Source organism: Streptomyces sp. BK239 (genome assembly GCF_004217285.1).
Taxonomy (GTDB): Bacteria; Actinomycetota; Actinomycetes; order Streptomycetales; family Streptomycetaceae; genus Streptomyces.
In genome coordinates this window covers 59136-84127 of the sequence record NZ_SHKS01000003.1, presented here as the reverse complement: position 1 = coordinate 84127, position 24992 = coordinate 59136, and the positions used below count along the sequence as shown (strand labels likewise).

26 protein-coding genes are annotated in these 24992 nt (G+C 71.3%); 18 read left to right on the top strand and 8 right to left on the bottom strand.

Annotated features, from left to right (window positions below):
* Window positions 1-101: 101 nt before the first annotated feature.
* On the bottom strand, window positions 102-407 hold the full coding sequence (gene rpsN, locus EV567_RS10320; protein ID WP_130438464.1) for a 30S ribosomal protein S14: 306 nt from the start codon (window positions 405-407) through the stop codon (window positions 102-104).
* On the bottom strand, window positions 407-643 hold the full coding sequence (rpmB, locus tag EV567_RS10315) for a 50S ribosomal protein L28 (protein ID WP_130438462.1): 237 nt from the start codon (window positions 641-643) through the stop codon (window positions 407-409). The genes rpsN and rpmB overlap by 1 nt, the downstream gene beginning before the upstream one ends.
* A gap of 62 nt (window positions 644-705) precedes the next feature.
* Between rpmB and rpmG the strand changes: the two genes are divergently transcribed.
* The 5 genes from rpmG (at window position 706) to EV567_RS10285 (ending at window position 3637) form a co-directional block, all read left to right on the top strand.
* Window positions 706-870, top strand: a complete 165-nt coding sequence (gene rpmG, locus EV567_RS10310) for a 50S ribosomal protein L33 (protein WP_130438460.1) — start codon at window positions 706-708, stop codon at window positions 868-870.
* Between the two features lie 9 nt (window positions 871-879).
* Window positions 880-1143 carry a type B 50S ribosomal protein L31 gene (locus EV567_RS10305; protein ID WP_130438458.1) on the top strand — a complete coding sequence of 88 codons (264 nt, stop codon included), beginning with the start codon at window positions 880-882 and terminating at the stop codon, window positions 1141-1143.
* The gene (locus EV567_RS10300; protein ID WP_130438456.1) at window positions 1140-2345 is read left to right on the top strand and encodes a GTP-binding protein; all 1206 of its coding nucleotides are present in this window, start codon (window positions 1140-1142) and stop codon (window positions 2343-2345) included. Before EV567_RS10305 ends, EV567_RS10300 begins: the two co-directional genes overlap by 4 nt.
* A gap of 7 nt (window positions 2346-2352) precedes the next feature.
* Window positions 2353-2622, top strand: a complete 270-nt coding sequence (rpsR, locus tag EV567_RS10295; RefSeq protein WP_130438454.1) for a 30S ribosomal protein S18 — start codon at window positions 2353-2355, stop codon at window positions 2620-2622.
* A gap of 754 nt (window positions 2623-3376) precedes the next feature.
* Window positions 3377-3637, top strand: coding sequence for a DUF397 domain-containing protein (locus EV567_RS10285; protein ID WP_207228730.1), 261 nt, complete (start codon window positions 3377-3379; stop codon window positions 3635-3637).
* A gap of 114 nt (window positions 3638-3751) precedes the next feature.
* Here EV567_RS10285 and EV567_RS10280 read toward each other — a convergent pair whose 3' ends face one another.
* Window positions 3752-4249, bottom strand: a complete 498-nt coding sequence (locus EV567_RS10280) for an ATP-binding protein (RefSeq protein WP_130438450.1) — start codon at window positions 4247-4249, stop codon at window positions 3752-3754.
* A 373-nt stretch (window positions 4250-4622) separates the two neighbouring features.
* Here EV567_RS10280 and EV567_RS10275 point away from each other — a divergent pair, with 373 nt between their 5' ends.
* From EV567_RS10275 to EV567_RS10255, 5 genes are all read left to right on the top strand, one after another.
* Window positions 4623-5447: a helix-turn-helix transcriptional regulator gene (locus tag EV567_RS10275; RefSeq protein ID WP_130439492.1), complete on the top strand. Its 825-nt coding sequence runs from the start codon at window positions 4623-4625 to the stop codon at window positions 5445-5447.
* A 108-nt stretch (window positions 5448-5555) separates the two neighbouring features.
* Window positions 5556-7016 carry an aldehyde dehydrogenase family protein gene (locus tag EV567_RS10270; protein ID WP_130438448.1) on the top strand — a complete coding sequence of 487 codons (1461 nt, stop codon included), beginning with the start codon at window positions 5556-5558 and terminating at the stop codon, window positions 7014-7016.
* Between the two features lie 50 nt (window positions 7017-7066).
* Window positions 7067-7708 (top strand): PadR family transcriptional regulator, encoded by a 642-nt coding sequence (locus EV567_RS10265; RefSeq protein ID WP_130438446.1) that lies wholly within the window; start codon window positions 7067-7069, stop codon window positions 7706-7708.
* Between the two features lie 95 nt (window positions 7709-7803).
* Complete coding sequence (locus EV567_RS10260) at window positions 7804-8784, top strand: ATP-binding cassette domain-containing protein (protein WP_130438444.1); 981 nt, start codon at window positions 7804-7806, stop codon at window positions 8782-8784.
* Window positions 8781-9542 carry an ABC transporter permease gene (locus EV567_RS10255; protein WP_165430342.1) on the top strand — a complete coding sequence of 254 codons (762 nt, stop codon included), beginning with the start codon at window positions 8781-8783 and terminating at the stop codon, window positions 9540-9542. Before EV567_RS10260 ends, EV567_RS10255 begins: the two co-directional genes overlap by 4 nt.
* Window positions 9543-9558: 16 nt before the next feature.
* Here EV567_RS10255 and EV567_RS10250 read toward each other — a convergent pair whose 3' ends face one another.
* Together EV567_RS10250 and EV567_RS10245 are read right to left on the bottom strand one after the other, a co-directional pair.
* Complete coding sequence (locus EV567_RS10250) at window positions 9559-10956, bottom strand: glutamate decarboxylase (RefSeq protein ID WP_130438442.1); 1398 nt, start codon at window positions 10954-10956, stop codon at window positions 9559-9561.
* An 85-nt stretch (window positions 10957-11041) separates the two neighbouring features.
* Window positions 11042-12328, bottom strand: coding sequence for an ion channel protein (locus tag EV567_RS10245; protein WP_130438440.1), 1287 nt, complete (start codon window positions 12326-12328; stop codon window positions 11042-11044).
* A gap of 201 nt (window positions 12329-12529) precedes the next feature.
* Here EV567_RS10245 and EV567_RS10240 point away from each other — a divergent pair, with 201 nt between their 5' ends.
* Window positions 12530-13294: a MerR family transcriptional regulator gene (locus EV567_RS10240; RefSeq protein WP_130438438.1), complete on the top strand. Its 765-nt coding sequence runs from the start codon at window positions 12530-12532 to the stop codon at window positions 13292-13294.
* Window positions 13295-13348: 54 nt separating this feature from the next.
* On the opposite strand, the gene EV567_RS10235 is transcribed toward EV567_RS10240, so the two are convergent.
* Window positions 13349-13714 carry a YbjQ family protein gene (locus EV567_RS10235; RefSeq protein WP_130438436.1) on the bottom strand — a complete coding sequence of 122 codons (366 nt, stop codon included), beginning with the start codon at window positions 13712-13714 and terminating at the stop codon, window positions 13349-13351.
* A 142-nt stretch (window positions 13715-13856) separates the two neighbouring features.
* On the opposite strand from EV567_RS10235, the gene EV567_RS10230 reads away from it, so the two are divergent.
* Entirely contained in the window at window positions 13857-14744 is an 888-nt protein-coding gene (locus EV567_RS10230; RefSeq protein ID WP_130438434.1) for a DedA family protein, read from the top strand.
* Window positions 14745-14793: 49 nt separating this feature from the next.
* Here the strand turns inward: EV567_RS10230 and EV567_RS10225 are convergent, their stop codons facing one another.
* Together EV567_RS10225 and EV567_RS10220 are read right to left on the bottom strand one after the other, a co-directional pair.
* Window positions 14794-16458 carry a threonine/serine exporter ThrE family protein gene (locus tag EV567_RS10225; protein ID WP_130438432.1) on the bottom strand — a complete coding sequence of 555 codons (1665 nt, stop codon included), beginning with the start codon at window positions 16456-16458 and terminating at the stop codon, window positions 14794-14796.
* A gap of 175 nt (window positions 16459-16633) precedes the next feature.
* On the bottom strand, window positions 16634-17125 hold the full coding sequence (locus tag EV567_RS10220) for an inorganic diphosphatase (protein WP_055637912.1): 492 nt from the start codon (window positions 17123-17125) through the stop codon (window positions 16634-16636).
* A gap of 79 nt (window positions 17126-17204) precedes the next feature.
* Here EV567_RS10220 and dacB point away from each other — a divergent pair, with 79 nt between their 5' ends.
* From dacB to folE, 6 genes are all read left to right on the top strand, one after another.
* Window positions 17205-18869: a D-alanyl-D-alanine carboxypeptidase/D-alanyl-D-alanine-endopeptidase gene (dacB, locus tag EV567_RS10215; RefSeq protein WP_130438430.1), complete on the top strand. Its 1665-nt coding sequence runs from the start codon at window positions 17205-17207 to the stop codon at window positions 18867-18869.
* 131 nt (window positions 18870-19000) lie between these two features.
* Entirely contained in the window at window positions 19001-20131 is a 1131-nt protein-coding gene (locus tag EV567_RS10210; RefSeq protein ID WP_130438428.1) for a zinc-dependent metalloprotease, read from the top strand.
* Between the two features lie 172 nt (window positions 20132-20303).
* On the top strand, window positions 20304-21365 hold the full coding sequence (gene tilS / locus EV567_RS10205) for a tRNA lysidine(34) synthetase TilS (RefSeq protein WP_130438426.1): 1062 nt from the start codon (window positions 20304-20306) through the stop codon (window positions 21363-21365).
* A 59-nt stretch (window positions 21366-21424) separates the two neighbouring features.
* Entirely contained in the window at window positions 21425-21985 is a 561-nt protein-coding gene (hpt, locus tag EV567_RS10200; protein ID WP_130439488.1) for a hypoxanthine phosphoribosyltransferase, read from the top strand.
* Window positions 21986-22191: 206 nt separating this feature from the next.
* Entirely contained in the window at window positions 22192-24231 is a 2040-nt protein-coding gene (gene ftsH, locus EV567_RS10195; protein WP_130438424.1) for an ATP-dependent zinc metalloprotease FtsH, read from the top strand.
* 124 nt (window positions 24232-24355) lie between these two features.
* The gene (gene folE / locus EV567_RS10190; RefSeq protein WP_130438422.1) at window positions 24356-24961 is read left to right on the top strand and encodes a GTP cyclohydrolase I FolE; all 606 of its coding nucleotides are present in this window, start codon (window positions 24356-24358) and stop codon (window positions 24959-24961) included.
* Window positions 24962-24992: the final 31 nt, after the last annotated feature.

The window sequence follows — 24992 nt, the reverse complement described above, 5'->3', positions numbered from 1 at the left end:
GCCGGCCGGTCGGCGCAAGCTACCAGCCGCGCCGACGACCGCCTGACGGGGCCTCCCGGTGGGACGTCCCCTCGGGCGGCCCCGCCCTCGACGGTCACCGCCTACCAGGAGGCCTTTCGCACCCCCGGCAGATGGCCCGCGTGCGCCTGCCCCCGCAGGCTCACGCGGGACAGGCCGAAGGTGCGGAGGTAACCGCGCGGGCGGCCGTCGGTCTGGTCCCGGTTGCGGACGCGGGTCGCACTGGCGTCCCGGGGCTGGCGGCTCAGTTCCCGCTGGGCGGCCAGCCGTTCCGCCTCCGTCGACGAAGGCCGGCGGATGACCTCCTTCAGCTCGGCCCGCCGTGCGGCGTACCGCGCGACGACCCTCCGCCGCTCCTCATTCTTCGCGATCTTGCTCTTCTTGGCCATCAGACCCGCACCCCCCGCGCCCGGATCCGGGCCACCGCCGCCTCGACGCCGATCGTGTCGACGGTGCGGATTCCCCTGACGCTCAGCCGCAGCCGCACGAAACGGCTCTCGCTCGGCAGCCAGTAGCGCTTGGACTGGACGTTCGGGTCGAAGCGGCGCGAGGTGCGCCGATGGGAGTGCGAGACGCGGTTGCCGAAGCCCGGCCGGGCCCCGGTCAGCATGCAGTGTGCGGACACGGTGACGTACCTCTCCTCGAAGCCGTAGTGCTAATGGGATTCATTTTCAGTAAGGTAGCAGCATGGCACGCAACGAACTGCGCCCGGTGGTCAAGCTCCGCTCCACGGCGGGAACAGGCTTCACCTATGTCACCCGGAAGAACCGCCGCAACGACCCGGACCGCATGACCCTGCGCAAGTACGACCCCGTCGTCGGCCGTCACGTCGACTTCCGAGAGGAGCGCTGAACCTCCGCCATGCGCAAGGCAATCCACCCCGCCTACGGCCCCGTCGTCTTCCGCGACCGGGCCGCCGGCCACGCCTTCCTCACCCGCTCGACGCTGTCCGCCGCCGACGGCGGCAGGACGATCGAGTGGGAGGACGGCAACACGTACCCCGTCGTGGACGTCGAGATCTCGAACGTCAGCCACCCCTTCTACACCGGCACCGCCCGCGTCCTGGACCAGGCCGGCCGCGTCGAGCGCTTCGAGCGCCGCTACGGGAAGCGGGGCGGGGCGTGAGCCTGTCGGTGGTGATCGTCGGCGGGCTGCACGCCGAGGCCCGCCGGGACACCGTCGCCCGTCTGCTCGCCGACGTCCCCGGCAGTGTCGCCCTCCACCACGACCTCTCGACCGCCGCGGCCGGCACGGTGATCCGAACCGTCCGCGACGCCGACGGCCTCCTCGACGTCGGCGAGACCCCGCTCGTCGACGACTGCGCGTGCTGTGCCCTGCGCGAGGACCTCGTGCCGGAACTGCGCCGCCTCGCCGACGACGGCACGACCCGGCTCGCCGTCGTCGAACTGTGGGACTCGGTCGAGCCCAAGGCGATGACCGAGGTCGTCGCCGCCGGCGGGCTGACCGTCACCGGCGTCGTCACCGCGGTCGACCCGGCGCTGCTCCTGCCCTTCCTCGGCAACGGCGACGATCTCGCCGAGCACGGCCTCGCGGCCGCCGCCACCGACCGGCGGACCGTCGCCGACACCTTCGCGCGGCAGCTGGAGTACGCCCCGGTCCTGGCCGTCGTCGACTCCCCGGAGGCCGACGACCAGGACGGCGAGCTCCTGGCCCAACTGCACCCGACGGCCTGCCGGGTCCCCGTCTCCGGCGACCGCCCCGGAGACCCGGCGGGCGCGCCGTCGGCACATGCACGTGCGCATGCACCCGGCATGGCTCCCGGCCCCGGCACCCCGCTCGTCGCCGCCGTTCTGGCGGGCTTCGACGTCGAGGCAGCCGCGGCCGCCCAGCACCCGGCCTGCGCGCTGCTGCCCGCCGAGGCCGACGCCCACGGCGTCAGCACCCTCGTCTGGCACCGCCGCCGCCCGTTCCACCCGGAGCGGCTGTACGCGGCCCTTGAGGACCTGACCTGCGCCGCCGCCCGCAGCCGGGGCCGGTTCTGGCTGGCGGACAAGCCCGACGTCCTGCTCCACTGGGACGCCGCCGGAGGCGCGCTGTGCGTGGAGTCGGCCGGCCCCTGGCTGGCCTCCCTGCCCGACGCCGCCTGGGACATGGTCCCGCCGGTACGCCGGGCCGCCGCCGCGCTTGACTGGCAGTCCGAACACGGCGACCGCTGCCAGCACCTCGTCTTCACCTCCCCCGGCCTCGACCGGGACGGGCTCGCGCATCTGCTGGAGTCCTGCCTGCTGACCGACGCCGAGTACGCCGCGGGCCGCGACGCCTGGAAGCGGCTGCCGCCCGCCTTCGACGCCTTCCTGGAGGTCTGACCACGCCATGCCGCGCAAGCCCGACACCAAGACCGGCCGCAAACCGGACCGCAAGACCGGCCGCAGCCCGGCCAAGGACCGCGCCAACCCGCTGGACCGGGCCGGCGTCGAGTACATCGACTACAAGGACACCGATCTGCTGCGGAAGTTCCTCTCCGACCGGGGCAAGATCCGCAGCCGTCGCGTCACCCGGGTCACCGCCCAGCAGCAGCGCCGACTGTCCCGAGCGATCAAGAACGCCCGTGAGATGGCCCTGCTCCCGTACGGCAGCCGCTGACGGCGCCGAGAACGGCACGGCCCGACCGGCCGCCGGTCCGCCCCGGTGGACCGCAAGAGTTCGGCCACCGTCGTAGGGACGGGTGCTTCGGCGGCGTACGCCGTCGACGTCGTTCGTACGAGTGGAAAGTACGCCGTGCGCCCCGCCGTCCCGGACCGTGATTCCGGTCGCATCTGCGGTCGGGCGTCGGCATGGCGTCGGCCGGAGAGCGGGTATCGCGCTCACCCCTGTGGAGGATCTCTCCCTCGTCCACGGGGTGGGCGCTTTTCGCTTCCCGGGCTGCCGGTGTCCCGTCCCGGCCTGCTCGTGCCGGGGCGCGGGAGCTCGCGGCGGCGGAAGGGGACCCACCGGAGTCCCGTCGGCCATGGAGAGCGGACGGGGGGCGTCCGCCCAGGCGGGAGAGGCCCCGGCTCGCGCCGGCGACCCCGCACGGCCGCCCGTCCGGCGAATCGGTGGCATGCCGACGGAACAGGAAGGCGACCCGGCGCGTCTCTTCTTCTGCGCGAGTGGTTCGATCCGAACTACTTCGCCCGGGCGCCCGCCCGGCCGGGTCGACAGAGCGGTCGGCGGCGCCGGCACTGTAACCGCCCAAGCACCCCTCGTGCACGTGCATCTGCTCATGCATTGGCACGTGAACAGGGTTATGATCCGAGACAGTTGACTACGGCATCAAACGCCACATCAGTCACAGAGCCACACACGCCACACAGCGCCACAGCCACACACGAGCCAGTGCAGCACCAGGGAGCGACCTGTGGACCACGACGTTGACGGGGGGTACGACGTGCACAACGGCATGACCGCGACACAGTTGTACGGGGTTGCCTGGCAGAAGAGCCGGCACAGCAACTCGCAGGGTTCCTGCGTGGAGTTCGCGCGACTGCCGGGCGGCGACGTGGCCGTGCGCAACTCGCGCTTCCCGGACGGCCCCGCGCTCGTCTACACGCGCGCCGAGATCGAGGCCATGCTGCTCGGCATCAAGGACGGCGAGTTCGACCACCTGATCGCCGGCTGACACCCCCACCCGCGACGCCGAACGGGCGGCGGCCGGGGGAACAGTGCTGCACCCGGTGTGCCAGGCACCCGGTGACGCGCGTAGAACCGCGACGCCGGAAAGCGCCGCGGTCCGTCACTCGGCGGGAGGGCGCAGCCGGAACAGCGCCCACACCACCTTGCCGCCCAGTCTCGTGGAGAGCGGGTGCCAGCCCCAGCCGTCGGTGAAGGACTCGACGAGGAGCAGGCCGCGCCCGGACTCCGCTGAGAAGTCCTCGGCCTCGCCGGGTACGGGGCTCTCGCGGCTGGGGTCGCGCACGGCGCACACCAGCCGCCCGGTCCAGCGCATCAGGTGCAGCCGCACCGGCGGGCTCTGCTCGGGCTCGCGGGGGGCGGGCACGCGCGGGGAGTCCTCGGGCGACAGCCCGTGCCGCAGCGCGTTGGTCACCAGCTCCGAGACCACGAGGCAGACGTCGTCGAAACAGTCGCCGATGTCCCACTGGCCCAGGGTCCTGCGAGTGAACTGCCTTGCCTCGCGCACCGCTTCCAGGCGGGCGGGCAGTGCACAGGAGGCCGCGTCGGACACGGCCGCGGGATCAAGCGGCGGAAGGCCCTGCCGTAACGGCTCGAGCATGGTCGATCCATTCGTCCCCATGCGAGGCACTCCCGGGATTCGCGGTCGTTGCGATGCAGCGGTGGCGCGGGACCATGGTTTCGGATGCGTAGAGCAGATGCAAGGGCAGATGCACGTGCACCTGACCGAAATGGACCTGCCCGTACCGCTTCTTGGCCATTTTTTCCGCCATACTCTCGCTGTTCATAGGGACTTCCCTTGCTTTCTCCTCACCCTTCCCTCGCGTCGTTCCGTGCGTATCCTTGGCTTCTTTCATCTCTGTAACCGGACGAGTACTGCTCGAAGTGTTTTAGTGGCAGACTGCGGGCCCTGGGAACGGCTGGGGAGGCTGGCGAAAGTGAGCGCGGGAGAGCCCGGATCGGTGGTGCGGCGCATGCTGCTCGGTTCGCAACTACGGCGGCTGCGCGAGACGCGCGGCATCACACGCGAGGCGGCCGGGTACTCCATCCGCGCCTCGGAGTCGAAGATCAGCCGTATGGAACTGGGCCGGGTGAGCTTCAAGACGCGGGACGTGGAAGACCTGTTGACGCTCTACGGGATCACGGACGAGGCGGAACGCCAGGCGCTGGTCGGACTCGCCCGCGAGGCCAACGTGGCCGGGTGGTGGCACAGTTACTCCGACGTGCTCCCCAACTGGTTCCCCACGTACGTCGGTCTGGAAGGCGCGGCAGCGCTGATCCGCGCCTACGAGGTGCAGTTCGTGCACGGGCTGCTGCAGACGGAGGCGTACGCGCACGCGGTCGTGCGGCGCGGTATGAAGGGGGCGAGCGCGGCCGACGTCGACCGGCGCGTGGCCCTGCGGCTGGAGCGGCAGAAGTACCTCGTGGCGGAGAACGCCCCCGACGTCCACATCGTCCTCGACGAGGCGGCCCTGCGCCGGCCGTACGGCGACCGCGAGGTGATGCGCGGGCAGCTCCAGCACCTGATCGAGATCTCCGAGCGGCCCAACGTACGGCTGCAGATCATGCCGTTCAGCTTCGGCGGCCACGCGGGGGAGAGCGGGGCGTTCACGATCCTCAGCTTCCCGGAGTCCGACCTGTCGGACGTGGTCTACCTGGAGCAGCTCACCAGTGCGCTGTACCTGGACAAGCGCGAGGACGTCGCCCAGTACGAGCAGGCGCTGAAGGAGCTCCAGCAGGAAGGACCGGGCCCCGACGAGAGCCGGGACCTGCTGCGCGGCCTGTTGCAGTTGTCCTGAGCGTCACTCCCAACTCCCTTGTCTCACACGTACCATGACGTGTGATCAGATCGTGATTACCGAACGCAGTCGAGCGGAACCGATCACATCAGGGGATTGAGGGATCACATGGCGTCCTATCTGACCGACCTGGCCCAGCAGTACATCGACGGGGAGTGGCGTCCGGGCACAGGCTCCTGGGACATCATCGACTTCAACCCCTACGACGGCGAGAAGCTCGCCTCGATCACCATAGCCACCGTCGACGAGGTGGATCAGGCCTACCGGGCCGCCGCCCGCGCCCAGAAGGAGTGGGCCGCCACCAACGCCTACGCCCGCCGCGCGGTCTTCGAGAAGGTGCTGCGGCTGGTCGAGGAGCGCGAGACGGAGATCAGCGAGATCCTCGTCGACGAGGCCGGCGGCACGTTCGGCAAGGCGGCCTTCGAACTGCACCTCGCCAAGGAGTTCCTGCGCGAGTCGATCCACCTGGCGCTGCGCCCCGAGGGCCGGATCGTCCCCTCGCCGGTCGACGGCAAGGAGAACCGCGTCTACCGCGAACCGGTCGGCGTCGTCGGTGTGATCAGCCCCTTCAACGTGCCGTTCCTGCTGTCGCTGAAGTCCGTCGCCCCCGCGCTGGCCCTCGGCAACGGCGTGGTGCTCAAGCCGCACCAGAACACCCCGATCGCCGGCGGCACCGTGATCGCCAAGCTGTTCGAGGACGCGGGCCTGCCGCCCGGCCTGCTGAACGTGGTCGTCACCGACATCGCCGAGATCGGCGACGCCTTCCTGGAGCACCCCGTCCCGCGGGTCATCTCCTTCACCGGCTCCGACAAGGTCGGCCGCCATGTCGCCACGGTCGCCGCCTCGCACTTCAAGCGGTCCATCATCGAACTCGGCGGCAACAGCGCCTTCGTCGTCCTCGACGACGCCGACGTCGACTACGCGGTCGACGCCGCCGTCTTCAGCCGCTACGTCCACCAGGGCCAGGTGTGCATGGCCGCCAACCGCATCCTGGTCGACCGTTCGATCGCCGACGAGTTCACCGAGAAGTTCGTCGCCAAGGTGCGCACCCTCAAGGCCGGCGACCCGCGCGACCCGCAGACCCTGATCGGCCCGCTCATCAACTCCCAGCAGGCGGAGGCGGTGTCCGCAGCCGTCGAGCAGGCCCTCGCCGAAGGCGCCACCGCCCTGCTGCACGGCACGACCGCGGAGAACGTCGTCGAGCCGTCCGTCCTGTCCGGTCTGCCCCTCGACTCCGCACTGCTCCAGCAGGAGGTGTTCGGGCCGGTCGCCTTCATCAACACCTTCGACGGCGAGGACGAGGCGCTGCGCATCGCCAACGACACGCCCTACGGCCTGAGCGGCGCCGTCCACACCGGTGACATCGAGCGCGGCGTCGCCTTCGCCAAGCGGATCGTCACCGGCATGTTCCACGTCAACGACGCCACGGTCGCCGACGAGCCGATCGTCCCCTTCGGTGGCGAGAAGAACTCCGGCGTCGGCCGCCTCAACGGCGAGACGACCGTGGAGGCCTTCACCACCACGAAGTGGATCTCGGTCCAGCACGGCCGCAGCCGCTTCCCCTTCTGACCCCGGGGTGCGGCGCCGGGGCCCGTCCGGCGCCGCCTACCCTGGACGGCATGTCAGCGATCCGTCTCCTCGTGCTCGGCGCCGTCCGCCAGCACGGGCGGGCCCACGGCTACCAGGTGCGCAACGACCTGGAGTACTGGGGCGCGCACGAGTGGTCCACCGCCAAGCCCGGGTCGATCTACCACGCCCTCAAGCAGATGGCGAAGCAGGGCCTGCTGCACGAGCACGAGGTCGCGCCGTCCACCGCCGGCGGCCCGCCCCGCACCGAGTACGAGATCACCGACCGCGGCGTCGAGGAGTACCTCCGGCTGGTCCGCGAGGCGCTGACCGCCTACGACCAGAAGATGGACGTCAAGTCGGCGGCCATCGGCTTCATCGTCGACCTGCCCCGCGCCGAGGCCGTCGGTCTGCTTCAGGAGCGGATCCGGCGCATCGAGGAGTGGCGCTCCGCCGTGACCGAGCACTACGTGCCCGAGCAGGGGCCGGCTCAGCTCGGGCACATCGGCGAGATCATGAACCTCTGGGTCCACACGGCCGACGCGGAGGCCGAGTGGACCCGTGGGCTGATCGCGCGCATCGAGGGCGGCGCGTACACCTTCGCCGGTGAGGGCGAGCCGTTCGTCGGCGTCCTCACCGACGGGCAGGAGAACCCGTACGCCACAGGGGAGCGGCATCCGGAGGACGCCCGCTAATCAAGTTTGACGACTGGAGGTCCGGGTATTACGTTGGATCTCTAGTCAACTTTGACTAGCTTGCCGACCGGCAAGGCGACGATTGGGGGAGCGGCATGGCCGACGCGGCGATCATCGTCGAGGACGTGCGCAAGAGGTACGGAGACACCCAGGCGCTGGACGGGCTCGGCCTCACGGTCGCCCGCGGCACGGTCCACGGGGTGCTCGGCCCGAACGGCGCGGGCAAGACCACCCTGGTCAGGATCCTCGCCACCCTGCTTCGGCCCGACTCCGGCCGCGTCGAGGTGGCCGGCCACGACGTGGTCCGGCAGGCACGGGAGGTCCGGCTGCGCATCGGGCTGCTGGGCCAGCACGCGGCGCTGGACGAGGAACTGGACGGCCGTCAGAACCTGGAGATGTTCGGCCGGCTGCACCACCTCGGCGCCCGCCACGCGCGCGTGCGGGCCGGCGAACTCCTGGAGCGCTTCGAGCTCGCCGACACCGGCCGCAAGCCGGTGCGCGCCTACAGCGGCGGCATGCGGCGCCGGCTGGACCTGGCGGCCTCGCTGATCAGAGACCCGGAGGTGCTCTTCCTGGACGAGCCGACGACCGGCCTGGACCCGCGCGGGCGCGCAGAGGTGTGGTCCGCCGTCCGCTCCCTGGTCGGCGGCGGCACCACCGTCGTCCTGACCACCCAGTACCTGGAGGAGGCGGACCGGCTCGCGGACCGCGTCAGCGTCCTCGACCACGGCGACGTCATCGCCGAGGGCGCCCCGGACGAGCTGAAGTCGCTGACGGGCGGCGACCGCATCGACGTCGTCCTGCGCGACGAGGGCCATCTCGGCGCGGCGCTCGCCCTGCTGCCCGTGCCCAAGGACACCGTCTCGGTCGACGCCGACCGCCGTCTGCTCAGCGCCCCCGTCACCGACCGGATGGCGGCCCTCTCCGGGGTCGTGCGCGCGCTGGAGGAGGCCGGCATCGAGGCGGAGGACGTGGCCCTGCGCCGCCCCACCCTCGACGAGGTGTTCCTGCATCTGACCGGAGCCCGCGACGGTTCGGGCGCCCCCGTGGGCAAGCGTGTGAAGGAGGCCGTGTGAACACGTACGCGCTGACCGATTCCTGGACCATGACCCGGCGCGAACTCGCCCACTGGGCGCGGCAGCCCGGCCGGGTGGCCGTCGGGCTCGTCTTCCCGGTGATGCTGCTGCTGATGTTCGGCTACCTGGTCGGCGGCGGCCGCGGGGTGAGCGGCGGCTACCTCGACTACCTGCTCCCCGGCATGCTCGCGCTCACCATGGCCTTCGGCCTGGAGAGCACGATGCTCGCCGTCACCCAGGACGTGAACAAGGGCGTCGTCGACCGCTTCCGGTCGATGCCCATGGCCGACGGCGCGGTCCTGGTGGGCCGTTCGGCGGCCGACATGCTCCAGTCGGCGGTGGGCCTGGCCGTGCTGCTCGCCGTCGCGTACGCGCTCGGGTGGCGTGCGCACGGCGGCTTCGGAGACTTCCTGGGCGCCGTGGGACTCCTGCTCCTGTTCCGGTTCGCGATGCTGTGGATCGGCATCCACCTGGCGCTGGTGGCGGGCAGGCCGGAGATGGTCCAGGCCGTGCAGATCCTGGTCTGGCCGGTCGGCTTCCTCTCCAACGCCTTCGCCGCCCCCGAGTCCATGCCGGCCTGGCTGGGCGCCCTCGTCGAGTGGAACCCCATGTCCCACACGGCGACGGCGGTACGGGACCTCCTCGGCGCCCCCGGCGGCGCTCCCGGCCACATCTGGCCCGCCCTGCTGTGGCCCCTGGCCCTGCTGGCCGTCTTCTTCCCGCTGGCGGTCCGCAGGTTCACTCGCATGAGCCGCTGACCGCCCCGCCCCGGCACTAGTGATGGAACCCCGTCGCCGCCGCCTTGTCCCGGGTCAGCGGGTGAGGCTGGCGGCGCAGTTCCGGCAGCAGCCGGGACAGGTCGTCCACGAACAGGTCGGCCAGGTCGGTCGAGAAGCCGTTGCGGCACACGACGCGCAGCACGGAGAGGTCCTCCCGGTTCGGCGGGAAGGTGTACGCGGGCACCAGCCAGCCGCTCTCCCGCAGCCGCCGGGACACGTCGAAGACGTCGTACGACTCCACCTCCGGAGCGGTGGTGAAGGCGAAGACGGGCAGCTCGTCGCCCCGGGTCAGCAGCCGGAAGTCGCCCAGCTCCGCCACCCGGTCGGCGATGCTCCGGGCCACCTCGCGCGCGGAGTGCTGCACGGCCCGGAAGCCCTCCCGCCCGAGCCGCAGGAAGGTGTAGTACTGCGCGACGACCTGGGCCCCCGGGCGCGAGAAGTTCAGCGCGAAGGTCGGCATGTCACCGCCCAGGTAGTTGACGCGGAAGACGAGTTCCTCGGGCAGGGCGGCGGCGTCGCGCCACAGCGCCCAGCCGACCCCGGGATAGACCAGCCCGTACTTGTGCCCCGAGGTGTTGATCGACGCCACGCGCGGGAGGCGGAAGTCCCACACCAGGTCCTCGTCGAGGAAGGGCGCGACCATCGCCCCGGACGCCCCGTCGACGTGCACCGGGACGTCGAAGCCGGTGCGCTCCTGGAGGGCGTCGAGCGCGGCGCACAGGTCCGCGATCGGCTCGTAGGAGCCGTCGAAGGTCGAGCCGAGGACGCCGACCACCCCGATGGTGTTCTCGTCGCACAGCTCGGCGGCGGCCTGCGGGTCGAGGTGGAAGCGGTCGCCCTCCATGGGGACCTGACGGGGCTCCACCTCCCAGAAGGTGCAGAACTTGTCCCAGCACACCTGGACGTTGACGCCCATGACCAGGTTCGGCCTGGCGCCGGGCTTCTGGCCGCGCGCGCTCCAGCGCCGCTTGAGGGCCATCCCGGCGAGCATGCACGCCTCGCTCGACCCGGTCGTCGAGCAGCCCACGGCGCCCGAGGGGTCGGGCGCGTTCCACAGGTCGGCGAGCATCGCCACACAGCGCCGCTCCAGTTCGGCGGTGCGCGGGTACTCGTCCTTGTCGATCATGTTCTTGTCCCGGCACTCCGCCATCAGCCTCCCGGCCTCCGGCTCCATCCAGGTGGTGACGAAGGTGGCCAGGTTCAGCCGGGAGTTGCCGTCCAGCATCAGCTCGTCGTGGACCAGCTGGTACGCCGTCGCGGGCGGCGTCGGGGCGTCCGGAAGCCGGTGCTTGGGCGGCGACTCGGTCATCCCGCCGACGGGGTCCGCGACGCCGTAGAACGGGTTGACGGAGAGCTGGCGGTCGTCGGGACGGGAACCCTTGTGCAGGGGCATGGAAGTCACTCCTCGGCAGACGGAACGAATCGGGACGCGGAAACGGATGGACGCGGAACGGGCGAGGCGGGGAAGGCGGCGGCGCTCAACGGACCGATGTCCCGTCCTCGCGCAGCTGCATCTGCGGCCGGCCCGTGACCAACAGCCAGGCCGGCAGGGAGGCGACGCACAGCAGGGTGACGATCGTGGGGGAAGCCACCAGGACGGCGGCGACGAAGAGGCTCACCCAGCCCTGCCGGGTGATGGCGAGCAGCACGCCCAGGACGCCGGCGGACACCCCCACCGCGGGATGAACGCCGGGCACGAGCGCGTGGGCGGTGAGACCGAGGGCGGTGCCGATGAAGATGGCGGGGAAGATCCGACCGCCCCGGAAGCCGCAGGACGCGGCCACCAGCAGCGCCGCCAGCTTCACCACCGTCATCGTGGCGAACTGCCCGGCCGTCCAGCCCTCGGGATCGCTCGCGAGCTCCCCGATCTCCTCCAGTCCCTTGAAGAGCGTCAGATGGCCGCCCACGGCCGCCAGGAGGCCCAGGACGATCCCGCCGACGGGCAGCGCCAGCATGGGGTGCCGCAGCCGCGCGAACCCGGCGTGGACGTAGGGGAAGGCGCGCACGGCGCACAGCGCGAGCAGCGCGCCCGCCGACGCGACCACCACCGCCGACAGCAGGTCGCCCCCGTCCGGGCGGCCGATCGGGGGAAGGTCGAGGTCGAAGGTCGGCTGGGCCACCAGGCTGGTCGTGAAGGAACCGGCCGCCGCGGCGACCAGGGGGGCGAAGACGCTGTCCCACAACGGGCCCTTCGTCTGCCGCCCCGCCATCGCCTCGGAGATCATCAGCGCCGCCGCCACCGGCGTGCCGAACAGTGCGCCGATCGTCGCCGCCTCGGCCAGCACGGGCCAGACCGGGCCCGGCATGCGGGGCACCAGCCTCCGGCCCAGCCAGTAGGCGAGGCCGACGTTCACGGCGATGAGCGGGTTCTCGGGGCCGAGGCTCGGACCGCCGGCCAGCATCAGCACGGTCGCCACCAGCAGGCCCGGCAGCACGACGGGCGGCAGTACGGGCGCGTTCAGGCCCGTCGTCGCGGGGTCGGGACCGGCGTGGCCCGGCGCCTTCCACACCACCAGGCCGACCGCGATCCCGGTCGCGGTGAGCATGACCATCATCCAGAGCACGGAGTAGCGGCCGATGCCCAGCGCGTCCGGCAGGTTGCCCCACAGCACGTCCTGGAGGCGTTCGGCCAGCCCGCTCACGCCGACGAACAGCAGGCTCGCCACCACGCCGACGACCAGGGCGGGCAGGATCAACGGCAGCAGCGCGCGAGCCGGGGTCGCCGGAGCGGGGGGCGGCGTCTGCCGCGCGGTGTCCTGAGCCACGGGCTCACCATAAGCGGACAAAACGGACTCAACATCCGGAGCCGGGCGGTCGGTCGGCCGACCGGGGCGCACGGAGGAGCCGACGCGGCGGGGAAACCGGCTTGCACCTCACGCCGCGTGAGGTCCCATCGTGGGGCGCGTACCGAGCGCCGCGACCGGGCGAACGTCGCCCGCCGGGGCCGTAATCAGGGAGCGGACGACATGAGCTACTCCGTGGGACAGGTGGCCGGCTTCGCCGGAGTCACGGTGCGCACGCTGCACCACTACGACGGCATCGGCCTGCTCACCCCGAGCGAGCGCAGCCATGCGGGCCACCGGCGCTACAGCGACGCCGACCTCGACCGGCTGCAGCAGATCCTGTTCTACCGCGAGCTCGGTTTCCCGCTCGACGAGGTCGCCGCCCTGCTCGACGACCCGGCCGCGGACCCGCGCGCACACCTGCGCCGCCAGCACGAGCTGCTGACCGCCCGGATCGAGAAGCTGCGGAAGATGGCGGCGGCCGTCCAACACGCCATGGAGGCACGCACGATGGGCATCGACCTGACACCGGAGGAGAAGTTCGAGGTGTTCGGGGACAAGGACCCCGAGCAGTACGCCGAGGAGGCCGAACAGCGCTGGGGCGGCACCGAGGCCTACGCCGAGTCGCAGCGCCGGGCCGCCCGTTACACCAAGGACGACTGGAAGCGCATGCAGGCCGAGGTGGCCGACTGGGGCGAGCGCTACGACGCGCTGATGGCCGCCGGGGAGCCCCCGGCCGGTGAGGCGGCCATGGACATGGCCGAGGAGCACCGGCAGCACATCTGCGGCTGGTTCTACGAGTGCCCGTACGACATGCACCGGGGCCTGGGCGAGATGTACGTCGCGGACGAGCGCTTCAAGGCGTTCTACGACTCCATGCGCCCGGGGCTCGCCGAGCACCTCAAGGAGGCGATCGACGCCAACGCGGCCCGGCACACACGCGCGTAACGGGTCCCTCCGAGGAACCGCACGACAGGCGCCGCGCACCGGTGTGGCCCGGGGTCACTCCCGGGCCACGACCACCGCCGTCCCGTAGGCGCACACCTCGGTGCCCACGTCCGCGGCCTCCGTCACGTCGAAGCGGAACGCCAGCACCGCGTTGGCGCCACGCACGCGTGCCTGCTCGACGAGCCGCTCCATGGCCTGGTTGCGGGTCTCCACGAGCGTCTTGGTGAGGCCCTTCAGCTCGCCGCCGATCATCGACTTCAGGCCGGCGCCGATCTGGCTGCCCAGGTGCCGCGAGCGCACCGTCAGCCCGAAGACCTCGCCGATGACCTGCTCGACCCGGTGCCCGGGTACGTCGTTGGTGGTGACGACCAGTACGTCCGGCTGGGGCCCCTGGCCGCCGCCGTAGTCCTCGATGCCCATGTCCACAGGTTTGCCCAAGCGGAGGCACAGTGCATCCTGGGAACGCCTTGGAACCTGGGCGGGGCCGGTTGCGTTGTACGTTTGGGCAGCCAGCCCGGCCCGTACCCCCCAGCCCGTACCCCACAGCAGGAGCCACATCCCCGTGACCACGCTTGCGCTAGGCCCCGAGTGGCTCAGCCCGGACTATCTGATCGAGACCTTCAGCCTGCCCGGCATCCTGCTGATCGTCTTCGCCGAGTCCGGCCTGTTCGCCTTCCTCCCCGGTGACTCCCTGCTGTTCACGGCGGGCCTCTTCGTGGCCGAGGGCCAGTACATCTCCCAGCCCCTGTGGCTGGTCTGCACGCTCATCGTGCTCGCGGCGGTCGTCGGTGACCAAGTGGGTTACATGATCGGCAAGTTCCTCGGGCCCAAGCTCTTCAACCGCCCGAACTCCAAGCTCTTCAAACAGGAGAACCTGGAGAAGGCGCACGAGTTCATGGAGAAGTACGGCCCGAAGGCGATCGTCCTCGCCCGCTTCGTGCCGATCGTGCGCACCTTCGCGCCCATCGTGGCCGGCGCAGGCAGCATGAAGTACCGCACGTTCCTCGCCTACAACATCATCGGCGGCGTCGCCTGGGGCACGGGCGTCACCCTCGCCGGGTACTGGCTCGGCCAGATCAAGTTCATCAAGACGAACGTCGAGGCGATCCTGATCCTCATCGTGCTCGTCTCCGTCGTCCCGATCCTCATCGAGTTCCTCCGGGAGCGGTCCAAGAAGAAGCGCGCGGCGGCCCAGCAGCCGGCCCACGCCCAGCAGCAGGTCGCGGCCCCCGTCATGGACGACGCGACCACGCAGCTCCGCCGCATCGACCAGAACGAGCCTTACGGCCGGCCGGGCAACCAGCAGGACGACTACTACGGCGGCGGGCAGCAGTACCCCCAGCAGGACTGGCAGCCGCAGCAGCAGACCTACGGCGCCCCCCAGAACACCCAGCACCCGCAGCACCCGCAGAACCAGAACGGCCAGTACCCCTACAACGGCGGATACTGAGCCCGCGACTGACGAGGGGCGCGGCCCTCCAGAAAGGCTGCGCCCCGGCTCAGAAGCCTCGCGTCCGCTTGGCGGCCCGCCGCTTCTCCGCCGACCCGATCCGCAGGAACATCCGCGAGATCTCCGACCCCAGGTTCACCCCGATGGCGATGGCCATGGCCAGCGCCGCTGCCTTCGTCAGGGACACCAGCCCGGCGTCCACCTTGTTCTGAGCGAACGCCAGCAGCCCGAAGTAGGTGGCCGAACCGGGCAGCAGCGGACCGATCGCGGCCGTCGTGTACGGCAGCGCCGAAGCGAACCGGTACCGCGCCAGCAGCTGCCCGAACAGGCCCACCACCCCGGCCGCGACCGCCGTGGACGCGACGGGGGAGATGTCGCCGGCGTAGTGCATCGCGCCGAACACCGACCAGGCCACGCCGCCGTTCAGCGTCACGGCGAGCACGGTGGCCCGCTCCTGCTGGAGCAGCACCGCGAAGGTCAGCGACAGCAGCATCGACGCGGCGATCGACCACAGCGGACGCTTGCTGATGCCCAGGGCGGCGTCGGGGTTGAGGTGCGCGCCGAGCTGCACGCCCACGTACAGCATCACCAGCACGCCGAGCACGATGCCGACGAAGAAGTACATGACCTCCAGCAGTCGTGCCGCGGCGGTGATGTAGAAACCGGTCAGACCGTCCTGCACGCCCGCCACCAGCGCCCGCCCGGGCAGCAGCGCGAACAGTCCACCGGTGATGACCGCGGAGGCCTCCACGTCGACGTGCGTCAGCGTCAGCGCGGCCCCGATCGCGGCGGGCGGCATCGCGGCGACCAGGAACTGGTAGAACTCCGGCAGCCCGCGCCCCGCGCACAGCCAGGCCAGCCGGTCGCCGAGCATCGCGCCGAGCGCCGCCGCCACGAACACGATCAGGTCGCCGCCGACCAGCACCGAGGCCGCGCCCGCGAGCAGTCCGCTCGCCGAGGTCAGCACCCAGGTGGGGTAGGGGTGCCGGTTGCGACGTATCTCCGCGAGACGGCGGTAGGCCTCCTCCAGGGAGATCTGCGTCTCGGGGTCGCTGAGGTCGTCGACGAGCTGGAAGACGGCCGCCAGGCGCGTGTAGTCGGTGCCGCGGCGCCGCACGGTCCGTGAGGCCGTCACCGGGTCCTCCACCAGCGAGGGCTGGTAGGAGATCGACAGCAGCGTGAAGGTGACGTTCGGCTCGCAGCGGTCGAGCCCGTAGGAGCGGCACACCGCGAACATCGCGGCCTCCACGTCCTCGGCGCCCTCGCCGCCCGCCAGCAGCAGCTCACCGATACGCAGCGTCAGGTCGAGGACGCGCGGGACGGCCGGGCCCTCGTCCTCCTCCGTCTTCGGCGCCCGCTCCGGCGCGGGCCGCTCGGCCACCGGCATGCGCAGCATCGTGCGCATCCGGTCCTGCCAGGGCACGTCCTTGGTGAGGCTGACCACCGGAAAGCCCTCGGCGGGCGTGAACGCTGCCGGGGCCTGCCGGGAGCTGTACGTTCTCGGGGTGCTGAACGCCGACCCCTCGGGTTCGCCGGAGGCCGGCTGCGGGGTGTCCAGCCCCTGCGGCACGGAGAACTCCGACGTGGTCTCCGACTCGCCCCCCGCCCGGGAGACGGCCAGTCCCCGGGGGATCGCGAACTCCGAAGTGATCTCGGAGTCGAACGCGCTCCTCGCCTCGTCCGACTGCGGCTTGCGGTCCTCCGCCTCCGACACTGAGCAACGCTCCCTGAACGACACATCCCGTAGGCCTCAGTATGCGCGGATGACGCACACGTATGCGTGCAGGTCGCAAACGGGCAGACGAAAGGGCCGCACACGCACGTGTGCGGCCCCCGGGCCCCGTCCGGCGGGACCTCGCGCTCAGGGCGTCGTCCGGACCGGGGGGAGGTCAGTGACCGCCCTGGTCCTTGAAGCGCTTGTACGACCGCTCGATCTCGGCCTCGGCGTCGGTGCGGCCGACCCAGTCGGCGCCCTCGACGGACTTGCCCGGCTCCAGGTCCTTGTAGACCTCGAAGAAGTGCTGGATCTCCAGGCGGTCGAACTCCGACACGTGGTGGATGTCACGCAGGTGCTCCACGCGCGGGTCGGTCGCCGGGACGCACAGCAGCTTGTCGTCGCCGCCGGCCTCGTCCGTCATCCGGAACATGCCGATGGCGCGGCAGCGGATGAGGCAGCCCGGGAAGGTCGGCTCGTCCAGGATGACGAGCGCGTCCAGCGGGTCGCCGTCCTCGCCGAGGGTGTTCTCGACGAATCCGTAGTCGGTCGGGTAGGCGGTCGAGGTGAAGAGTCGACGGTCCAGGCGGATCCGACCGGTCTCGTGGTCCACCTCGTACTTGTTCCGCGAACCCTTCGGGATCTCGATCGTGACGTCGAACTCCACCGGTGGCTCCTCCATGATCAGCACATAGTTCTGGTGGTTAAGTGTCCCTCACGCAGGTGTGTGATCGCGAAAGGGGCTGGTGATCGTGCCCGAGCTGAGGCCGTGGCGCGCCGCGAGACCGCACGTGGTGCGGGCCGTGGACGCCGTACGACCGCGTCTGGCACAGGCCGCAGAGGTCGTACGACCGCGTCTCGCGCGCGCGGCGGCTGCCGCGAAGCCGCAGGTCGTACGGCTCACACAGGCGGCGAAACCGCAGCTCGCGCGGATCACGAGGCCGAAGGCCGGCCGGGCCTGGCAGTACTCCGCGGGTGCGGCGACCGCCGGGCTGGCCCTGGCCGCCGGCGTGGTGACGGCCGCCGGCCCCTGGGACTCCACGGGTCAGCGTACGGCCGAGCGGGACCGGGCCGCCGCACTGGAACGGACGGGTGGCGCAGATCACGGTCACGGGGGCGACACGTCCCGGGCGTCCGGTGGATCCGATGCGTCCGGAACGTCGGGCACGCCGCGGCCCGCCCCGAGCGCCGCGTCCGTCCTCACCGGTCTCGGCGGCGGCCAGACCCCCGTCAGGTCCGCACCCGGCTCCTCCGCGGCCCTCGCGCGCGTGCTGGACCCGCTCCTGGCCGACCCCGCGCTCGGCGCGAGCCGCGCGGCCGCCGTCGTCGACGTCGCCTCCGGGCGGCGGCTGTACGGCGCGGGCGCGGACCGGCCGTTCACGCCGGCCTCCACCACGAAGATCGCCACCGCGGTCGCCGCGCTCTCCGCGATGGGCGCCGACCACCACCTCACCACCCGCGTCGCCCTCGAACCCGGCACCGGCGAAGTGGTCCTCGTCGGCGGCGGCGATCCCACCCTCGCCGGCCGCCGCAACGCCGAGGGCTGGGCCGACCTGACCACCCTCGCCGACGCGACCGCCGCCGCCCTGAAGAAACGTGGCATCACCCGCGCGACGCTCTCCTACGACACCACCCTGTACGCCGGCTCCGAAGTTCACCCCATCGGGGTCAACGACAACCTCGCCCGCGTCACCGCCCTCACGGTCGACGAGGGCCGCACCGACGGCTCCACGAGCGGCCCGGCGGCCCGCGTCCCCGACCCCGCGGCCGAAGCCGCCCGCACGTTCGCCGAGGCCCTGCGCGCCCGCGGCATCGGCGCCACGTCCCCCGGCCCGTCCAAGGCGACCGCGCGCGCGGTGACCCTCGCCTCGGTGTCCTCGCCGCCCCTGTCCGTCCTCGTCGAACGCATGCTGACCAACAGCGACAACGACATCGCCGAGGCCCTCGCCCGCCAGACCGCCGTGGCGGCCGGCGTCCGCCCCGACTTCGCCGGCGCCGGAAAGGCCGTCCAGAAGCAGCTCGAGGGGCTCGGAGTGCCCCTGTCGGGCGCGGTGTTCAGGGACGGCAGCGGCCTCGACCGCGGCGACCGCCTCACGGCGAACCTCCTCACGACGCTCCTCGCCAAAGCCGGCGACCCCGCCCGCCCCGACCTCCGCCCGGCCCTGACCGGCCTGCCCGTCGCCGGGTTCACCGGCACCCTCAGCGCCCGCTACGCCGACGGCGCGGCCGGCATCGTCCGCGCCAAGACCGGCACCCTCACCGGCGTCAACACCCTCGCCGGCACGGCCGTCGACAAGAACGGCCGCCTGCTGGCCTTCGCCGTCCTCACCTCGCAGACGACGGACCCCGCGTCGGCCCAGTCGGCCCTGGACCGGGCGGCGACAGCCCTGGCGACGTGCGGCTGCACCTGAGACGGACCGATCGGCTCGGGCGGGCTCGCGAGGACCACCCGCCGGGCCGCCGCCCGGATCACAGCACGCCGGGACCGCCGAGGGGGCTTCGCGCTCTGCCCGTGGTCGCGGGCCTCACGTACGGTTGACACATGACGAGCATCGGTGGTGCCTCTTCCGGGATGGTCGACTGGGATCTCGCGGTGGCGACCGCGACGCGGCTCGTGCGGCCGGGGCCCGACGTGAGCCGGGACGAGGCCCGGGCCGTCGTCGCCGAGTTGCGCCGGCACGCCAAGGCCTCGGAGGGGCACGTCCGGGGCTTCACCGGTCTGGGCACCGAGGAGACCCACGACACCCCCGTCCTCGTCGTCGACCGCCCCGGCTGGGTCCGGGCGAACGTCGCCGGCTTCCGCGAGATCCTCAAGCCCCTCCTGGAGAAGATGCAGGAACGCCGTGGCGGCGGCGCCGGCGGCACCGTCCTCAGCGCCGTCGGCGGCAAGGTCACCGGCGTCGAACTGGGCATGCTGCTCTCGTTCCTGGCCTCCCGCGTCCTCGGCCAGTACGAGACCTTCGCGCCCGCCGCCCGCGAACTCCCCGGCGGCAACGGCGCGGGCCGGCTCCTCCTCGTGGCGCCGAACATCGTGCACGTCGAGCGCGAACTCGACGTCGACCCGCACGACTTCCGCCTCTGGGTGTGCCTGCACGAGGAGACCCACCGCACCCAGTTCTCCGCGGTGCCCTGGCTGCGCGACCACCTCGAGGGCGAGATCCAGTCGTTCCTGGCGGAGACCGACGTCGACCCCATGACCTTCCTGGAACGCGTCCGTGAGGCCGCCCAGTCCCTCGCCGGCGGCCGCCCCGAGGGCGAGGAGGACGACGGCGGGCACTCTCTCGTCGAACTCGTCCAGAGCCCCGCCCAGCGCGAGATCCTCGCCCGCCTCACCGCCGTGATGTCCCTCCTGGAGGGTCACGCCGACTTCGTCATGGACGGCGTGGGACCGGACGTCGTGCCGACCGTGGCCGAGATCCGCGAGAAGTTCCAGCAGCGCCGCGCCAAGGGCGCCTCCCGCCTGGACATGGCCCTGCGCAAGCTCCTCGGCCTGGACGCCAAGCTCCGGCAGTACAAGGACGGCGAACGCTTCGTGCGGGCCGTCGTCGACCAGGTCGGCATGGACGGCTTCAACCGGGTGTGGACCTCCCCCAACACGCTCCCCACCAAGGCCGAGATCGCCAAACCGGCGGACTGGGTCGCCCGGGTGCACCGCAAGGCCGACCCGGCGTGACGTGAGAACGCCGAACGGCAGGCGAACGCCCTCGCAATCACCCGTCCGAGGGACCGTGAGCCTCTCGTAGGCGTGCAATGCTCGGGGAGCGGCCCGGTTCTGTCACCATCTACACACTCTGCGTGACCGGACTCGGGCTCACCCCCGACAACTTCATTGAAGGGAACCGGACATGGGTCCCCATCCTGCGGTCGCGGCGATACGCCTGGCGGTCCGCCGCGTCCTCCACGACATCCTCAACGACCACACCGGCGCCCCCGGAGCCCCGGCCCCCGCCGAGGCCCCTCGCGGCTCCGACGCCCCACCGCACGAGCGCCCGCGCCCGCCGCTCGTGCTCGTCGCGTGCTCCGGCGGCGCCGACTCCATGGCGCTCGCCTCCGCCCTCGCCTTCGAAGCCCCCAAGCTGGGCATCCGCGCCGGCGGCGTCACCGTCGACCACGGTCTCCAGGCCGGCTCCGACCAGCGGGCCGACGAAGTCGTCCTGCGGCTTCGCGAACTCGGCCTCGATCCCGTCGAGGCCATCGCCGTCACCGTCGGGCGGCAGGGCGGCCCCGAGGCGGCCGCCCGCGACGCACGCTACGCCGCCCTGGACGCCGTCGCCGAACGCCACGGCGCCGCCGCGGTCCTGCTCGGCCACACCCGCGACGACCAGGCGGAGACCGTCCTCCTCGGCCTCGCCCGCGGCTCCGGCATCCGCTCCCTGTCCGGGATGGCCGCGGTCTCGGGGGCCGGCGGCCGCTACCGGCGCCCCTTCCTCGCCCTCGACCGGCAGACCGCCCGCAAGGCCTGCATGGCCCAGTCCCTGCCGGTCTGGGACGACCCGCACAACACCGACCCGGCCTACACGCGCTCCCGGCTGCGCCACGAGGGCCTGCCCGCGCTGGAGAAGGCCCTCGGCAAGGGCGTCGTCGAAGCCCTCGCCCGGACGGCCCAGCTCTCCCGCGACGACGCCGACGCCCTCGACGCCTGGGCCGGCCAGGCCGAGACCTCCGTACGGGACGCGACGGGCCTGCTGGAGTGCGCCAAGCTCTACGCCCTGCCGCCCGCCGTACGACGGCGCATCCTGCGCCGCGCAGCCATCGACGCGGGCGCGCCGGCCGGCTCGCTCTTCGCCCGGCACATCGAGGAGATCGACCGGCTGATCACCGGCTGGCGCGGGCAGGGCGCCATCAATCTCCCCGGCAAAGTCGTGGCCCAGCGCCAGGGTGGCAGACTGGTGATTCGGCAAGGCTGAATCCGGACCCCTCCGGCACCGCGTGGAGGGGCGGCCGGCCGGTGGGACGACCGAAAGTGATGCGGGTGGACGCGAAAGACATGGGTGCCGACCTCAAGAAGGTGCTCATCACCAAGGAAGAGATCGACGCCAAGCTCGCCGAGCTGGCGGCGAAGATCGACGCGGAGTACGCGGGCAAGGACCTGCTCATCGTCGGCGTCCTCAAGGGCGCGGTAATGGTCATGGCCGACCTCGCCCGGGCGCTGTCCACCCCCGTCACCATGGACTGGATGGCCGTGTCCTCCTACGGCGCGGGCACCCAGTCCTCCGGTGTGGTGCGGATCCTCAAGGACCTCGACACCGACATCAAGGGCCGGCACGTCCTCATCGTCGAGGACATCATCGACTCCGGCCTGACCCTGTCCTGGCTGCTGTCCAACCTCGGCTCGCGCGAGCCCGCCTCCCTCAAGGTGTGCACGCTGCTGCGCAAGCCCGAGGCCGCGAAGGTCGCCATCGACGTCGAGTGGGTCGGCTTCGACATCCCCAACGAGTTCGTCGTCGGCTACGGCCTCGACTACGCCGAGAAGTACCGCAACCTCCCGTTCGTCGGTACGCTCGCGCCCCACGTCTACGGCGGTTGAGCCGTACGGGCGGGGTGCGGTGACCAGACGGCCCAAGCCCCGCGGCACGACCGGGAACCCCAGCGGGTCCAGCACCGTTGGAGCTTGCAGACGGGTACGCCGACCTTCCAGTGCGGCTTCGCGCGACAATGCTGGGGTACCGTCAGAAGAACTGTCTTATCAAACTCACTATGGCAGGAGGGACGGGGCGGCTCCGCTCCGTATGGATGGACGTGAAGCGATACTTCCGTGGGCCGGTCATGTGGATCGTGCTGGCCGTCCTTGCCGTGGTCGTGTTGATGCAGGTCGTCGGCTCGTCCGGCGGCTACAAGACGGTGGACACCGGCCAGGTCGTGGCAGCGATCAACGACAACAAGGTCGAGTCGGCCAAGCTGACCACCGGTGACGATCAGATCGTCAAGATCACCCTCAAGGACGGCGAGAAGGTCGAGGGCAGCTCCAAGGTCCAGGCCAGCTACATCGGCGACCAGGGCGTGACCATCGCCAACACGCTGCAGACCAAGTACCAGGACAAGCAGATCCCGGACGGCTACACAGTGTCGCCGTCCAAGCAGAACCCGATCGTGGGCATCCTGCTCACGCTGCTCCCCTTCGTCCTCATCGTCGTCGTCTTCCTGTTCCTGATGAATCAGATGCAGGGCGGCGGCTCCCGGGTCATGAACTTCGGCAAGTCCAAGGCCAAGCTCATCACCAAGGACACTCCGAAGACGACGTTCTCCGACGTCGCCGGTTCGGACGAGGCCGTCGAGGAACTGCACGAGATCAAGGAGTTCCTGCAGGAGCCTGCGAAGTTCCAGGCCGTCGGCGCCAAGATCCCCAAGGGCGTTCTGCTCTACGGGCCTCCCGGCACCGGCAAGACCCTGCTCGCGCGCGCCGTCGCCGGCGAGGCGGGCGTCCCCTTCTACTCGATCTCCGGTTCCGACTTCGTCGAGATGTTCGTCGGCGTCGGCGCCTCCCGGGTGCGCGACCTCTTCGAGCAGGCCAAGGCGAACGCCCCGGCGATCGTCTTCGTCGACGAGATCGACGCGGTCGGCCGCCACCGCGGCGCCGGCCTCGGCGGCGGTCACGACGAGCGCGAGCAGACGCTGAACCAGCTGCTCGTCGAGATGGACGGCTTCGACGTCAAGGGCGGCGTGATCCTCATCGCCGCGACGAACCGGCCCGACATCCTCGACCCGGCCCTCCTGCGCCCCGGCCGTTTCGACCGCCAGATCGCGGTCGACCGCCCGGACATGCAGGGCCGTCTGGAGATCCTCAAGGTCCACCAGAAGGGCAAGCCGGTCGCGCCCGACGTCGACCTGTCGGCCGTCGCCCGCCGCACGCCCGGCTTCACGGGCGCCGACCTGTCGAACGTGCTGAACGAAGCAGCGCTCCTCACGGCGCGCAGCGACAAGAAGCTGATCGACAACCAGATGCTGGACGAGGCCATCGACCGCGTCGTGGCGGGCCCGCAGAAGCGGACCCGGATCATGTCGGACAAGGAGAAGAAGATCACCGCGTACCACGAGGGCGGACACGCCCTGGTCGCGGCGGCTTCCCCCAACTCCGACCCGGTCCACAAGATCACCATCCTGTCCCGGGGCCGCGCCCTCGGTTACACGATGGTGCTCCCGGACGAGGACAAGTACTCGACCACCCGCAACGAGATGCTCGACCAGCTCGCCTACATGCTGGGCGGCCGGGCGGCCGAGGAACTGGTCTTCCACGACCCGACCACGGGCGCCGCGAACGACATCGAGAAGGCCACCGCCACGGCCCGCGCGATGGTCACCCAGTACGGCATGACCGAGCGGCTCGGCGCCATCAAGTTCGGCGGCGACAACACCGAGCCCTTCCTCGGCCGTGAGATGGCTCACCAGCGCGACTACTCGGAAGAGGTCGCCGCGCTGGTGGACGAGGAAGTCAAGAAGCTCATCGAGAACGCGCACAACGAGGCCTGGGAGATCCTGGTCGAGAACCGCGACGTCCTCGACAACCTCGTGCTCCAGCTGCTGGAGCGGGAGACGCTGGGCAAGGAGGAGATCGCCGAGATCTTCGCCCCCATCGTCAAGCGCCCGCCGCGGCCCGCCTGGACGGGCTCCTCGCGGCGCACACCGTCCACCCGTCCGCCGGTGCTCTCCCCCAAGGAGCTCGCACTGACGAACGGCGCGAACGGCGCGTCGCCGGCGATCAGCACCGCCAAGTCCACCGCGTCGGATCCGGCCACGGTGGCCGAGCCGGCCCCTGAGGAGCGTCCCGAAAACTGACGCTCCGCCCGGAATGGATGCCGCGCCCCCCGAGGTTCTAGCCTTGGGGGGCGCGGCGTTTCCGCATGCCCGCAGCTCAGGCGCGTGACCCACGCGCGCGAACCGCACAGGAACGAGACAGCAGATGACCGACCCCGTGACGCTGGCCGGCGAGGGCCCGATCGGCGCGTTCGACGCGAAGCGCGCCGAGAACGCCGTACGAGAGCTGCTGCTCGCAGTCGGCGAGGACCCGGACCGGGAGGGCCTGCGTGAGACGCCGGCCCGGGTCGCGCGGGCTTACAAGGAGATCTTCGCGGGGCTGTGGCAGCGGCCGGAGGACGTGCTGACGACCACGTTCGACCTGGGGCACGACGAGATGGTGCTCGTGAAGGACATCGAGGTCCTGAGCAGCTGCGAGCATCATCTGGTCCCCTTCGTCGGGTTCGCCCATGTCGGCTACATCCCGTCCGCCGAAGGCAAGATCACGGGGCTCTCGAAGCTGGCCCGGCTCGTGGACGTCTACGCCCGGCGTCCGCAGGTGCAGGAACGGCTCACCACGCAGGTCGCCGACTCCCTGATGGAGATCCTGGAACCCCGGGGAGTGATCGTCGTCATGGAGTGCGAGCACATGTGCATGTCGATGCGGGGGGTGCGCAAGCCCGGGGCGAAGACCATAACGTCGGCGGTCCGCGGTCAGCTGCGCGATCCTGCGACCCGTAACGAGGCCATGAGCCTGATCATGGCGCGCTGACGCCGACGCGCCCAGCGACGGCCACGGCCGT